Annotated in this window: 13 protein-coding genes; all 13 read right to left on the reverse strand. The window is 62.9% G+C overall.

From position 1 onward, the window contains the following. Window positions 1–3: 3 nt before the first annotated feature. Window positions 4–1,506, reverse strand: a complete 1,503-nt coding sequence (locus NFX52_RS31060) for a peptidoglycan-binding domain-containing protein (protein WP_252635444.1) — start codon at window positions 1,504–1,506, stop codon at window positions 4–6. Window positions 1,507–1,517: 11 nt separating this feature from the next. Beyond that, the gene (locus NFX52_RS03805) at window positions 1,518–2,957 is read right to left on the reverse strand and encodes an ATP-binding protein (RefSeq protein ID WP_252635445.1); all 1,440 of its coding nucleotides are present in this window, start codon (window positions 2,955–2,957) and stop codon (window positions 1,518–1,520) included. Between the two features lie 4 nt (window positions 2,958–2,961). After that, window positions 2,962–5,454: an Hsp70 family protein gene (locus NFX52_RS03810; protein ID WP_252635446.1), complete on the reverse strand. Its 2,493-nt coding sequence runs from the start codon at window positions 5,452–5,454 to the stop codon at window positions 2,962–2,964. After that, window positions 5,451–5,822, reverse strand: coding sequence for a hypothetical protein (locus NFX52_RS03815; protein WP_252635447.1), 372 nt, complete (start codon window positions 5,820–5,822; stop codon window positions 5,451–5,453). The genes NFX52_RS03810 and NFX52_RS03815 overlap by 4 nt, the downstream gene beginning before the upstream one ends. Before the next feature lie 15 nt (window positions 5,823–5,837). Further along, complete coding sequence (locus NFX52_RS03820) at window positions 5,838–6,059, reverse strand: helix-turn-helix domain-containing protein (protein ID WP_353848476.1); 222 nt, start codon at window positions 6,057–6,059, stop codon at window positions 5,838–5,840. Between the two features lie 238 nt (window positions 6,060–6,297). Beyond that, complete coding sequence (locus NFX52_RS03825; RefSeq protein WP_252635449.1) at window positions 6,298–8,568, reverse strand: helicase-related protein; 2,271 nt, start codon at window positions 8,566–8,568, stop codon at window positions 6,298–6,300. Window positions 8,569–8,668: 100 nt separating this feature from the next. After that, window positions 8,669–8,971 (reverse strand): hypothetical protein, encoded by a 303-nt coding sequence (locus tag NFX52_RS03830; protein WP_252635451.1) that lies wholly within the window; start codon window positions 8,969–8,971, stop codon window positions 8,669–8,671. A gap of 118 nt (window positions 8,972–9,089) precedes the next feature. Then, the gene (locus NFX52_RS03835) at window positions 9,090–10,199 is read right to left on the reverse strand and encodes a DUF6094 domain-containing protein (RefSeq protein ID WP_252635453.1); all 1,110 of its coding nucleotides are present in this window, start codon (window positions 10,197–10,199) and stop codon (window positions 9,090–9,092) included. 74 nt (window positions 10,200–10,273) lie between these two features. Further along, window positions 10,274–10,924 carry a hypothetical protein gene (locus NFX52_RS03840; RefSeq protein ID WP_252635455.1) on the reverse strand — a complete coding sequence of 217 codons (651 nt, stop codon included), beginning with the start codon at window positions 10,922–10,924 and terminating at the stop codon, window positions 10,274–10,276. 82 nt (window positions 10,925–11,006) lie between these two features. After that, window positions 11,007–11,267, reverse strand: a complete 261-nt coding sequence (locus NFX52_RS03845) for a hypothetical protein (protein ID WP_042927346.1) — start codon at window positions 11,265–11,267, stop codon at window positions 11,007–11,009. Between the two features lie 16 nt (window positions 11,268–11,283). After that, complete coding sequence (locus NFX52_RS03850) at window positions 11,284–11,682, reverse strand: hypothetical protein (RefSeq protein WP_252635456.1); 399 nt, start codon at window positions 11,680–11,682, stop codon at window positions 11,284–11,286. A gap of 89 nt (window positions 11,683–11,771) precedes the next feature. After that, the gene (locus NFX52_RS03855) at window positions 11,772–12,386 is read right to left on the reverse strand and encodes a DUF3275 family protein (RefSeq protein WP_033470592.1); all 615 of its coding nucleotides are present in this window, start codon (window positions 12,384–12,386) and stop codon (window positions 11,772–11,774) included. Window positions 12,387–12,502: 116 nt separating this feature from the next. Then, window positions 12,503–13,039: an STY4534 family ICE replication protein gene (locus NFX52_RS03860; protein WP_252635457.1), complete on the reverse strand. Its 537-nt coding sequence runs from the start codon at window positions 13,037–13,039 to the stop codon at window positions 12,503–12,505. Window positions 13,040–13,075 lie beyond the last annotated feature (36 nt).

Below are 13,075 nucleotides of genomic sequence, written 5' to 3' on the forward strand. Positions count from 1 at the left end.
CTATCACCGTAGTCTTGCCAACTGCTGAGACAAGCATCTGTTGTATGCCGCTGGCCCATTGACATATTTGTCCGTCGAACAGGCAGACTCAATTGACCTCCTATCTGCCGTCGAAAGCCGGGACAAGTCCGGCCCGCCTCCTTGTTGATCTAGCGCGGCGAGTTGGGTATTGAGGCATCTGTTGTATGCAGCAGGGCCATTTACGTACTTGTCAGTCGAGCACGCAGCTTCGATAGATTGCCGCTCAGAATTGGAGAGTCGGGAAAGATCAGGTCTCCTGCTTCCTTGTCCTGACATGGCCGCCAGTTGGCGCGATAGGCATTGGTTGTATGCAGCAGGCCCATTGACATACTTGTCCGTCGAACAAGCGGCCTCAATGGACTGCTGCTCGGAGGAGGACAAAGCACTGAGGCTCGGCCTCCGCACACCTGCCGCCAAAGCTGCCTTCTGGCGTTCCACACACGCACGATACGCGGCAGGGCCATTGACATACTTGTCTGTTGAGCACGCCGCTTCTAGCGAAGCCGCTTCTGCGGATGACAACTGCACTGATGCGGCGGCAGGACGACTCTCTGCCGGTGAAGGCGACGTGAGTGCAGGCGCACGCTGAAGCTGAAGCAGCAACGCTTGATCTGCCAGGCCGCTCGCGGCCAAGCCTCTGTCCTGCTGGAAAGCGATGATGGCCGAACGTGTGCCTCGTCCCATTAAGCCGTCAGCGGTGCCAGGGTCGTAACCGAGTTCGTTAAGTTTGCGCTGGATCGCTTGCACCGTCGCATCTGGAGCAGGACGCGATGGCGGTGGTGTCGACAGCGAGCCAGTGGATGGACGAGCGAACTTGCTCCTGCCTTCAGACTGAAGCTGGCTCCGGTACGGCTCGATGTCACGCCGCGCACTCTCCAGCGCGCCGCTGCGGTAACGGAAGCTCCCGCAGCGGCTGTTGTAGTCGGCCACCATCGCGTTGAAGCGATCCACGTCTGAGTCGATGTAGTTGTTGAGAGCCGATTTCGCACCCTCCATGCGGATGTCCTCGGCCAGGCAGTAGCGAATCTGCGCCGGTGAAAACACCAAGTCTTGCCCAACAGGTGGCATCGATTCCTGTGGGCGAGATGGCGCTTGCGGTTCAGCAGGCGGCGGCGAGTAACTTGGCGTCGCGGTCTGCGCGGGAGGCGAGTAGGCCGGAGCTGGAGAGGTCGTGCTCTTGTCCGACTGACCGATGAGCCAAAGCACGCCAATGACGGCGGCAATGCCCAACACCCACTTGCCGCCGGACGATCCAGAGGACGGCGGCTGCGCAGGCTCTTGATACGTTTGGCTCGGCTGCGGCTGCGGCTGCGGTTGAGCGGCCTGCGCAGCCGGACGCGGGATGCCCGAAGAAGTGCCGGAAGTGCCTGTGGGTTCCTTCTTGGCAGCAGGGGGCGGCGTCGTGTCCACGTCGGACACGAGCGAGGAAAGACCGGCAAAGCCTTTGCCTTCTGCCTTCTTTTGTTCTTCTTCGCCCGCTGCCACAACTGCCTCCCCTAAATGAATCCGATGCGCCGCTTGGTCTCGCCACCCTCACGTTCCCGCGCCGGCGACGAGTGCAGTGCGGCCAACAGGCTGGCCTGATCCAACCGATCCTTGCCGCTGCGCGCCGCCAGTCTCGCACCCTCGCGCACCACGAAAGAGACGTCGGACAGCGGTCGGCCCGCCAGCTCCTTCGCCAGTGGCTTGGAATCCACGTCCGACTCCTTCGGCAAGGAGGAGAGCAGCTTGTCCAGCAGCGACTGCACTTCAACCTCGCTGGCGAAATCCACCTTGATGACGTGATCGAAACGCCCTCGGCGCTGGATGGCCGGGTCGATCATGTCGATACGGTTGGTCATGGCGATGATCAGCACGTCGTTCTTCACCGCCTCCGGAATGCGGCGCAGGAACTCGGCCACTTCCTCGACGCGGTGATGACCCGACCCCATATCGCGGTCGGCAAGGAATGCTTCCATCTCGTCGATCACGAGGACGGACGGCACGTTCTCCATCGCCTTGTCGAACACCTGCGCGACCTTCTTGCTGGTCTCGTGGATGTAGGGGCTGGCGACGCTGGAGGCGTCGATCTGGAAACTCGGCCAGCCGAGGAAGTCCACCAGCCGGTCGACCGCGAAGGTTTTTCCGCAACCCGGAGGGCCGTGCAGGATCACCGCTGACGGGAACTCGATGCCGAGCGACTTGTAGCGGTCGCGGTGCAGGATGATGTCGACGATGTGCTCGTTGAAGAAGGCCGCCAGCTCGGGACGCCCGGCGAGTTCGAAGACCTTGTTAGGTTCCGGCTCGGCGTGTTTGACTTGCTCCACCTTCTCGGCGGGGGCTGCTTCCGTTTTTTCGGCAGGAGTCGCAGGCTTGCGCTCCAGCGGGATGATTTCCGCGACTTCGAAGCCCGCCGCTTGGACGACATCCTTCAAATGGCCCGCACCGAGCCAGCTCATGGACTGACGCAGCCGACGAAAGGATGTGGCCGGAATGTTCGTGCCGCCCGTCAGCCAGTAGCCGAGCACGACATCGTCGCCGGTTCTGGAACTGATGCTGTAGGTCGGCAGCAGCCGCGTGATCTTCTCGACGTAGAGAGCGTCTTGCAGCGGGGAGTCCGCATCGATGTCGCGCGTTGCCTTCAACGCCAAGGCGAAGGAAAGCGCCTCGGCCTTGTTGTCAGGAGACTTCGCGTCGCTGACCGGGCAAAGCGTTTGGCTCGGCCCACACGAGATCGACCGCAACTGGCGGTCGCCGAACTGCGATGCGTTGAGCGTCCCGTCTTCAATCAGCCCCGCTTCCAGCCAATGCTGCGCCAGCGAATCCAACACGACGAGCGCGCGCCCGCCACCCATCGTTTCGTAGATCTGCCAATCCGTGCCCTCGAACAGCGCGGCGCGAACTTTCGCGCCGTCTGGCAGCTTGAATCCGATGGGGAGCCATGCGTCGAGGGCCATGAGATCAACTCCGAACGATATTGGCACCGGCCATCATGTCGTCGTCACCCGCAGAGCCGACTCGAATCGAGTCGAGGTTGACGACCACCGCCCGCAACTTGTCGATGTCGTTGGCCTTCAGTGCTTCGGCTCCAACCGCCACGAGCTGCGCGTGCTCTCTAGCATCGGGGAAGAGATAGGTGTCTTGCGCCAGCCACTTGAAGCGTTCGATGACGAACCAGTCCTGACGCCACAAGATCATGAAGTTGCGGCCGCGCAGATCGTCCAAGTGCGACTCGAAGTCGCTGCTGTTGTTTTCAAGCGCGCGCCGTGCCGTCTTGACCAAGTTGTCGAACGACGACGCCTCCGTGGGGCGGGCGTGCTGGCGGACGACCTTGTCGAAGAAGTCAACCGCCTTGTCCAGTTCAAGCTGGCGGATGTCCTTCAGGTGCGCCTTGCGCGTCAGAGCCAGCAGGCGCTTGGCCTCCTGCACGTTGTCCATCGCTTGCTTGGCGGTTTCCGGATCGGCCTCACCGGACTCGATGGTGCTGGCCTGCTCCAGTTTCTCGCGGGCCTGTTCCAGACGTGGGTCATCTACTTTGGATGCCATCTCTTCGAGACGCTCCAGCGTGTGCTCCGACTGCTCCTGAATATTCTTGGCCTGATTGGAGTAGTCGATCTTGCCTTCCTGGCTGGAGTAGTAGTTGCGCCCGCTCTTGAATGAACCGCTGATCGACGGCACCGAGACTTCCAATTGGATGTTGCCGGAGTCGAGCACTTCGAACTCGCAGACCATCTCCGCGCCTGCGGCGATGACGCCGTCGTCGAAGTCCGTGCCCTTGATCTCGAACATGCCAATGAAGCGGTTGTCGTTGATGGGATCGGAGATTTCGCCTTCCCACAGCTTGAACTTGATCGACCCGGCGCTTCCGGCCTTGAGGGATTCGCCTGCCTTGAAGGACTTCTTGCCCTTCTTGGGTAACTGGTCGCCTTCACGCACGAGGTAGTCCAGCACCAAGCGCCCGCCAACCTTGTCGCGGGCCTCCACGCCGATGGAGTGGGACGCGGGAATCGCGTCGATGCTGGCGGCGGTTCGCGCGATGACGATCTTGTCCTCGCGCAAGCCCACGGGCGCACCATTCGAGTCGAACACGAACACCTTGAAGATGTTGTCGCCGGGCTTGGTCAGGCTGAGTTCGACGCTTGCGCCATCCTTCAGCGCAACGCGGCCAGACGACCACCCGGTATCCAGACTGTCGATCTGGAACTCGATGCCCGCAGGCGTGCGCCCGCCGAGCTTGGCGACGAACTTGGCTCTCGGTTCCGGCGTGCGCGCGATGTAGTTGAACGAAAGGTCGAGCGCGCCACCGGCGCTGATCGCACCACGGGCGCTCTTGCGCCCACGGCTTTGCGATGCCCAGTCGATGGATTCGGCAAACACCGCCGCACCCTCGGCAACCGCCGTCATTGGGTTCACGTCGGTGGACGGCGCGACACCAAGCTCGAAGGCGACCTTGTCGCGCAGCGGCTTGTAGTGCGTGGGGCCGCCCACGAACACGACGCGCTCGACATCGTGCGGGCTCAACCCGGCCTTTTCGAGCGTCTCGCGGGCGGACTGGATGGACTCTTCCACCTTGGGCGCGATCAGCTCGTCGTAGCGTTTGCGATCAATGGTGATGTCGATGTAAATTTCCTCACCGGCCTGATCTCGGACGCCCAACTCGGTTTCGGGAAGGCTAACGACCGTTTCTTCCTTCTGCGACAACTCGATCTTGGCCTTCTCCGCTGCCCACGTAGCCATCCGAAGCAGCGACTTGAACTGCGGATTCGCGGTCAAGTCCTCCGGCAGATCGAAGTTCTCCATCAGCCACGGCTTGACGATGTTGTCGAACAGGATGCGGTCGAAGTCACGTCCGCCGCACATGGCAATGCCGCCGTGGGCGAGCAGGTTCACCCGGCCAGCGATGCTTTCGGCGATGGCGATGTCGAGCGTGCCGCCGCCAAGGTCATAGACGACGAACACGCCATCGTTCTTGCGCTGGCGCATGACGCTCATCACGGCGGCCACTGGCTCTTGCATCAACGCGACACGTCCGAGGCCAGCCGCATCGGCGGCAGCCATCGTCGAGTCCTTCTGCATCTGGTTGAACGCGGCCGGAACCGTGATGACGGTGCCGGTGTCGCCATCGCCTCGAATTTCCTCCGGCAAGTAGCCGAAGAGCGAGCGCAAGACTTCGGAAGAACATTCCTCCGGCGTCATCGTGAGGTTGACCGCAGGCAGCTTCACGGGCGTGCTCGTGCCCATGAGCCGCTTGAACAGCACCGCAGCGTTGTCGGGGTTCTTCGCGGCGCTGTTGTAGGCGCGCGAGCCGACATACTTGTTTCCGCGCCGGTCGATGAAGATGGCGGACGGGGTGACGTCGTGCTGTTCCGGACTCTTGTAGAGGTGAATTTTCTCCCCGTCGAACGAGCAGATGGCACTATTGGTCGTACCGAGGTCGATGCCGACGTATTTCATGCTTCCACCTTCCTGAGCATTACCGTGCCTTGTTTGCGCAGACCATTCGGCCCCATGATGATCGGCTCCAGCATCTGATCGACGAGCAGCACGTCGTCAGGGCCGAAGTCGCCCAAGTTCAAGGCGGATGCCGCCATCCCCGCGTCGTAGGGCTGCCCCTCGACGTTGACCAGCTTCAAGCCGTTCGAGTCGAGGTTCTCCTCGACCTTCTTCTGGAAGTAGCGAAGCTGGTTGATGTAGCGGCCTGACTCGCCCGCGTCGAGCTTGCTGACCACCTTGCCGAACAGACGCGAGAAGCGCCAACTCTCGACAGCGATGTCGATCAAGGACTGCTCCATCTGCTCATTGCTTTCGCTCTGCTGGGTCATCAACCCCTCCTGTGGTTACGTCTTATCGGCTTTTCCGCCCTTCGACTGCTGCTGAATCCATTCCGTGATCTCCGCCTTGGAGAACCGCCAAGTCCCGCCGACCTTAAATGCGGGGATCTTCTTGGCTGCAGCCAGTCTGTAGATCGTCCGCTCCGTGACCTTCAGGAACTCGGCGACCTGTTTGAGGGTGAGGATCTCGCCCTCGCTGGTACTTGTAGGCATGGTGATGATGGCCAATTCAAGTCAAACTATGACAGAATAGTGCAGAATTTTCAGGGCAACAATGACATTCGTCACGGCGGCCACCCTGCTGTGTGCTGCTTGCATCCTTAAGTGGGCCTGGTTCTCGGACTCCCCTCCCGACGTGATCTACTACCCGCCGCTGGATCAAGAACTGCGGGACAAGGAACGGAAAGCCCGCGGGCTTTGCTGAAAAGGAAGCGGCCCCCGAAGGGGCCGCCAAGTCCAGCAACGCTCAATGCACCAACTGCCGCGCCAGTGCCACCTCCACCGAGTCGCCGTCCTGGTTGAGGACATCCAACCCGGACTCCGGCACGTCTCCCGACGTGCTCTGGGACACCATGATCTTCTTGGCCATCAGCCCCAGGCAGGTCATCTGCGAGGAGTTGGCGTAGCCGAGGTAGATCACGCGCACCGGCTGTTTCTGGCCGATGCGCCATGAGCGCCGGGCGGCCTGCTGCAGCGAATACACGTTGTAGCCCGACTGCATGAACACGATCGTCGGGAACTCCAACAGGTCCAGGCCGGTTTTCACCAGTTCGGGATTGGTGACGAGCACGTCGATGCCGCGGTCCAACTGCTCGGCGATCCATTCTTCTCGGCGGGAGGCATCCACGCTCGCGCGCAGCACCGCCACCTTGAAGCCTTCCTGCTCCAGCAGCACCTTCAGGCGCGACGTGGTGTCGCGCGTGCCGGTGTAGACCGTATAGACCAGGGTCTTGCGACCTTCTGCTTTCTCCTGCTTGCAGATTTCGATCAGCTCGCGCTCCTTGGGCATCACCTCCAGCTCGTTGAACTGAGCCGGGACGAAGGCCAGGGTGTTGCGCGTGCGTGGATGCACCACCGTCTCCGACCGGAAGCAGCAATCCGGCCATGCCAGCAGCACGTTGAGGACCACACCCAGCAGCGTCGTGTCGCGCTTCGCCAGGGCCTGCTTCAGCTCCGCGGTCAGCCGTCCCGCCAGATCGCGATAGGCCGCGGCTTGCGCCGTGTCCATCGTGACCTCACGGAACTCCTCGTCGTAGGGCGGCAGCACGTTGCCGCCGATGTCCTTCAACTTGAGGAAGACGGTGAACGGCAGGACGCAACGCAGCACGCCCTTCGGACCGAAGCCCGGCGCCTTGACCGTGCGCACCGATACCTTGGTGCCCTTGGCGGTCTTGTGCGCCGTGCCCGTGCTCTCGGAGTAGATGTCCTTGAGCACGCCGTGATCGCGCATGAACGCCATCGCGGCCGACGTCATGGAACCTTGCTTGGTCGGCCGGTAGCCGTCTTCGATCATCCGCCCAGGCAGGGCGCGGAACAGCAGGTGGAACAGGTCGTCGCCGTAGCCGCCCATCAGCGTGCCGGTGAGCAGCAGCGTCTTGCGCGCCTTGGCCGCCAATACCCCCATGGCCTGGCCCTGTGCGGAGCCACCGTTCTTGTACTCGTGCGCCTCGTCGGCGATGAGCAGGTCGAACGTGCCTTGGGGAAGCTGCCTCTTGATGAACTCGGACGGCTGGTAGCCGCCCTCGCCGAAGCCGAACTCCATGTTGGCCATCGCACGTTCCATGCGATGGGCTTGCCGGTCCGAGAAGACCAGCTCGCCGTTGCCATCCATCAGGTTGATGAACTCGTGGATATTGTCCCCGAGCATCGACGCGAGGAAGGCGTCACCGAACTTCTGCATCAGCTTCTGCGCGGTGACTTCGCCAATGGTTGGAATACGCTTCAGTGCCTTGAGCACGGTTGAGGACTGGTCACTGGCGGACAAGCCTCTGGGACGAATCAGCGTCCACAGCGGTGCGGCGCAGTGGCTGCACTTGCGGCGGGACTCCTCGGCTTCGAGTTCGACCGGGGTGATCGGCTCGCCGTCGAGATCGGTGATGACATGGCCGCAATCCGGGCACGCCGCCACGTCGCCGTGGGGCGTGCGATGCGGGGTGAAGACGGGCTTCCAGTGAAAGCCCATCCGCATCCGCACGCGGCCCAGGACGAAGAACTCCTGACCCTGCGCCGGTACACCCAACTGCTCGCGCAGCTTCAGCAGCTTGACCAGCGTGTCCGGGCCGTTGAGCACCCAGACCTTGGCGCCGGCCACCGTCTCCTGGATTTCCCGCCGCCACTTGTAGACCAGATGCGGCGGAGAAAGAACCAAGGTGCGGCGGTAGCCTTCGGCGTTGAGCACGGCGGCGGTGGCAATACCCACCGTCGTCTTGCCGCAGCCCATCTCGCCGTTGACGATCGCGGCGCGCTCGCCACGGTCGACCAGCAGCTCGGTGACGGCATGGACCACATCGGCTTGCGCCTGGAACAGCTTGCGCTTGAGGGCTGTGAGGATGAGTTGCCGATGCACCCGCACCTGGCCGGTGTAGACCGGGGGATTGGCACGGTTGAGCGAATCGAGCAGCTCGTCGCCGAACTCCGACACGAAGTCGGTCAGGCTGATGGCGAGCGGAGAAGATGAGGCTTCGAGCAGGTCGCCCTGCGCGGGCACGTCGGGAACAGTTTCGAGATCGAGTGACATGGTGATGCTCCAATGAAGACGGGGCATGCACCGACCCCTGCGGGGCGATGGCATGCCCCAGGGGTGGGAAGAGAAAGACGGCCGAGCCGTCAGAGGACGATCAGTACTCGGATGACAGCAGCAGCGTGGTGACGCTGCGGTCCCACTCGGTGATGATCCAGAGCTTCAAGGTCGGCGTGACCTGGTAGGACGAGAACAAGCGGTCTCCGGACTTCAACGCGGCATCGTTGGAACGCCGGTCGCAGTCGTCGAGATCGCCCCAGTCACCACAAAGGTGGCGGCGCAGATAAGGCACCGGATTGAGCTGGCCCTGCTGGACCAGATCGTTGATGCCGGCGGTCATGACCACTTGCCCGGATGGGAACCGTGGTTGCGAGACGAGATTGAGAACAGCGAGTGCCATGGTGATTTCTCCTTCAGAAAGAAAAAGAGGCCACGGCACCCCATCGGGGCGACATGACCCCTGTGGGTGGATAAGGAAGGCGGCGAAGCACTGGCGGCTTGCCGTCAGGGAACAACGATCAGCGGATGGTCAGCACCTCGCCCCGCGTGGCGGAGCCCGGTGTCATGTCCCAGGCGCGGATGACCGGCACGAACTTGTCGGTGAGGATGCGTGTCTCGGCCACGGAGCCGTCGTCGCGCTCGGTGTACTCCGTCTGGAGAGTCTTCTCCTTATGGGTATCACCTTTCACGACGAGCGTTCTGCCGCTCTTCGAGGTCACGACGCCCGAGATCGCGCCCGCAGCCAAGGCCAGAGCGAGATGCCAGTGGGACAAGGCCCGCGCCGGTGGACGCAGCGACTGCTGCGCGGCCCCCAGGTGGGTGTCGAGCGACGGCCATAGCCCCTGCAGTCGGCCGACTTCATCGGCGAACTGCTCAGGCTCCATCGTCACGCGATAGAAGTGCTCCGGCTCCGCGGGAGACACTGGGACGGTGTACGGCAGGAACGGCCATTCCACTGGCAGTTCCTCAGCCTCAGCATCGCCTTGCCCGATCTGCAACAGCAGCCCGCGCACGGCTTTGGCCGAGTCCGACGCCTGGTCGCGCTGGCGAACCCGCCGACCGAAGATCACCACCTGCTTGAACTGCGCCTCCACCGCACGGTAGATCCGCAGGTCTGCGAAATGGCGCGTCAGCCATCCGACCAGCTCGGGATCGAGCACGTAGGACGGCACGATGAAGATCAGCACACCGCCGTATTGCAGCAGCGGCAAGCTGCGCTGATAGAACAACTTCTCCAGCCGGGCACGGCCTTGGCCCTGATAGCCGATGTTGCCGTTGACGTCCTTGGAGAGGTCGCCATACGGCGGGTTCAGCCACAACAGGCCGAAGCTCTGCCGGCTGATCAGCGCGTCCATCAGGTCGCCGTGGAGGCAACGATCGACCAGTTGCCGGGCGTGGCGGGCACGCTCGGCGTCGTACTCGACGGCATAAGCCGAAACCTGCTCGCGCCCGAGGGCGTGCGCAGCTTCGGCAATCGCCACGCCTTCGCCGGCGCAGGGATCGAGGATGGAGAGCGGGCCAGAGGCTGGCGCCAGTGCGGACAACGCCCGTTCCAATGTGGGCTCATCGGTCGGGAAATAGCCGTTTTTGATGAAGTTGCGCGCAAGGCGCGGGAACATGAGAGCCATGGGAACCTCCTGGAAGGAAGTGGGATGAAGGAAGACGGGCACGCGCGCCGCGCATGCCCGTACATGGAGATGACTCAGGCCACGCGCCGAAGCGGTGCGCCGGAAGCCAGCTCGTACCGCGACGCCCCGAGGGTGCCGTTGCGAATCAGGTCACCCAGCGCGGTGGTCAGCGCCGGGACGTCGATAGCCAGCCGATGACCTTCCAACGCGCCGATGGCGGATGGCAGGCGGCTCAGCATCGCGCGGACTTGCAGCAGTTCCAGCACGGTGTCGCGCCAGTGATCGAGCAACGGCAGTGGGCAGGTGTCCTGCACCAGCGTCCACAGCCGATCGGTGCGATGCGATGAATCCCTGGGCAGCAGGGCCAGCGCGCTGGCGTTGGCCTTGTCGGGCTTCACGCAGCGGCGGTCGAACAACCACAGGTTGACCATGGAACCGAACAGCGTGCGCCGGAAGACGCGCGTGGAGCGTTTCTCCAGGTTCTCGACGTTGCCGACGAAGACCGGGATCGATCCGCCCTGTTCGGTGATGACGTGGAACTGGTCCAGCCCCTGTTCGTCGCGCCCGAGGGTCAGACGTGCCAGGAACTCCTGGATGGCGGTGTCGCGCGCCCAGATGGAAAGGAACACGAGATTGCCCTGTTCGTCGCCGACGCAGCCATCGGCCATCAGGTCGGGGCATTCGTCGATGCGGTAGAGCGGCTTGGGATCGGAGTGTGCAGGCATGGTGATGTCCTCTTGGATAAAAGAAAGGGACAGCACTGCCCGCTGGGGCAAGTACTGCCCCGTGGGGTGGAAAAGGAATGGCTCAGTCCGGCTTGAACTGCCGCGTGGCCGGATTAAAACGAAGCGCCTCGTCTGCCTTGCGGATCGGCGTGAAGCCTTCCAGGTAGATGTTGGCCGAGTAGCTGTCGCGGTAGGTCAACGCCTGCCGTGCCTGCTCATCGGTGAGGCAGTTGGCGATGAAGTGGTCGAGCAGTTCCTCGTCGGGCGAGACGTCGTTGTTGGACAACTGGTCTTCGACGAAGGACAGTAGCGATGCCGGAAGAGACGCGAGGATGGGGTCCATCGTGAGCCTCCTGGGATCAGGCCGACACCGGCGTAGCCGGTAGGGTCGGCGTGCGACGACGCGCGTGGTAGGCGCGCACGCCTTCGCGCCACTGGGGGGACTGCTCGGGCGCCATCGCCAGATAGCTGAGCGGGCACGAGTAGTAGTACGGGTGCATCGACTCATCCATCGGCTTGTAGCCCCATTCATTGCCGGAACCCTCCAGCAGGTCGCAGCGGATGTAGTGATAGGAGTCGCCAATGCCGAGGCCCGGCTTGATGCCTTCCTGCTTGGCGGTGATGCGCACGACGGACCACAGCACGTTGCCGCGCAAGGTGTGTGCGACGGTCTCCGCGCGAAGCTGCTCGTTGTCGCGGGGTTCGATCAGCTCCTGGATCAGTTGATGGCGGGATTGCCTTGAGAAATACCAGCCCATGAGAGTTCTCCTTGAAGAAAGAGCCGGAGTCCTCCCCATCGGGGAAGAACCCCGGCGGGTGGTGGCTGGCCGCTTGCGCGGCGGATGGATCAGGCGGTGGCGAGGTGCCAGTCCTGAGACAACGGGGCGAACGAATAACCCAGCACCCCGAGGCGGTCGCGCTGCTGACGCAGGACACGACGATCCACGGTCGGATCGAGCTTGACGCTGTCGCCCAGCGGCCAAAGCGCGCCGAACAGTGCGGTGTCGTCTTCCTCGGCCGAGGCTTCGAGAGACGGCTTGGCTGCTTTCTCCGTGCCGAACGGCGTGGTATCGACCAGCGGATCGCGGGTCTTGCGACCCTTCGCCTTGGCAGGTGCCGGGGCTGCGACAGGCACAGGTGCCTGCGCCTCTTCGTCGATCGGATCGACTTCCTGCGGACTCAGCCGACGGGCTTCGTCACGGCTCAGGGGATCGATGCTGGACAAGGTCATACCGCCCAGGTGGGCGCGAATCTCGATCACCATCCGCCCACTGGTGTTGTAGGTGGAGGGTCGGATCTCGGTGATGATGAAGTCGCCGTCGTACTTGCCTTCGGCGTACTGGTCGAGTTCGGCATTCTTGATGACGAATTCGCCGATGGAAGTCGCCAGACGGCCGACGTTGAAGTCGCCGTTGCGACCGTGGATGGTCTTGATGGCCAGTTGGCCTGGAACATTGATCATGGATAGCTCCTTTCGACGAATGAGCGATCGCGTGCCGCCGGAGCCGAAGCGCAAGCGGTGCTCGATCGAAGGGGAAGAAAACAAGGCCCCGGTGCATGCGCATGGGGCCTTGCAGATCAGAACGACTCGGCCAGGGCCGGCGCGTCAGCGGGTGCATCGGCGTCGTCATTGGCGGCGGCTTCGGATGCGGGCGCGTCCTGGGCTGCCGACGCGCTGGAGGGTGCTGGTGCATCCTCGCTCGCCGCGTCATCGGTCGTCTTGGGCTCGGCCTTGTAGACCATCTCGCCATCAATCTTGATCCAGCTCACGAAGAGCAGGCGGGCCTTCAGGCTGACGCCCTGCTGGCCGGCATTCTTCCCCTTGGAGTAGGTGAAGATGTCGGTCCACAGGTCGCCGAGGCGGAAGCCAATCAGCACCTTGCGTTCGGCCTTGACGGCCTCTTCGCAACGGCGGACCAGATGCTGAGCTTCGCTGCCGGACACCCGCACGTCGAAACGGCGGTACTCGGGAGCGTTGCTCGGACCATTGAGCGCTGCGATGTCGCAGGCCAGGAACGGCTCACCTTTCTTGGGCTTCACTTCGCGGATGCGATTGAGATACCCGAGGCCAGTGATGTGCAGGTCGAAGAACGATTTTTCGGATGAAGTGGTCATGGTGAATCTCCAGACTTGAGGACAAGAAAAGCGGAG

It is taken from the genome of Acidovorax facilis (assembly GCF_023913775.1).
In the GTDB taxonomy this organism is placed as follows: Bacteria; Pseudomonadota; Gammaproteobacteria; order Burkholderiales; family Burkholderiaceae_C; genus Acidovorax; species Acidovorax facilis.

Bases quoted from the DNA above. Each gene is read 5' to 3' on its own strand.
- NFX52_RS03805 (WP_252635445.1), bottom strand. From the start codon at position 2,957: ATGGCCCTCGACGCATGGCTCCCCATCGGATTCAAGCTGCCAGACGGC.
- NFX52_RS03810 (WP_252635446.1), bottom strand. From the start codon at position 5,454: ATGAAATACGTCGGCATCGACCTCGGTACGACCAATAGTGCCATCTGC.
- NFX52_RS03815 (WP_252635447.1), bottom strand. From the start codon at position 5,822: ATGACCCAGCAGAGCGAAAGCAATGAGCAGATGGAGCAGTCCTTGATC.
- NFX52_RS03825 (WP_252635449.1), bottom strand. From the start codon at position 8,568: ATGTCACTCGATCTCGAAACTGTTCCCGACGTGCCCGCGCAGGGCGAC.
- NFX52_RS03830 (WP_252635451.1), bottom strand. From the start codon at position 8,971: ATGGCACTCGCTGTTCTCAATCTCGTCTCGCAACCACGGTTCCCATCC.
- NFX52_RS03835 (WP_252635453.1), bottom strand. From the start codon at position 10,199: ATGGCTCTCATGTTCCCGCGCCTTGCGCGCAACTTCATCAAAAACGGC.
- NFX52_RS03840 (WP_252635455.1), bottom strand. From the start codon at position 10,924: ATGCCTGCACACTCCGATCCCAAGCCGCTCTACCGCATCGACGAATGC.
- NFX52_RS03845 (WP_042927346.1), bottom strand. From the start codon at position 11,267: ATGGACCCCATCCTCGCGTCTCTTCCGGCATCGCTACTGTCCTTCGTC.
- NFX52_RS03850 (WP_252635456.1), bottom strand. From the start codon at position 11,682: ATGGGCTGGTATTTCTCAAGGCAATCCCGCCATCAACTGATCCAGGAG.
- NFX52_RS03855 (WP_033470592.1), bottom strand. From the start codon at position 12,386: ATGATCAATGTTCCAGGCCAACTGGCCATCAAGACCATCCACGGTCGC.
- NFX52_RS03860 (WP_252635457.1), bottom strand. From the start codon at position 13,039: ATGACCACTTCATCCGAAAAATCGTTCTTCGACCTGCACATCACTGGC.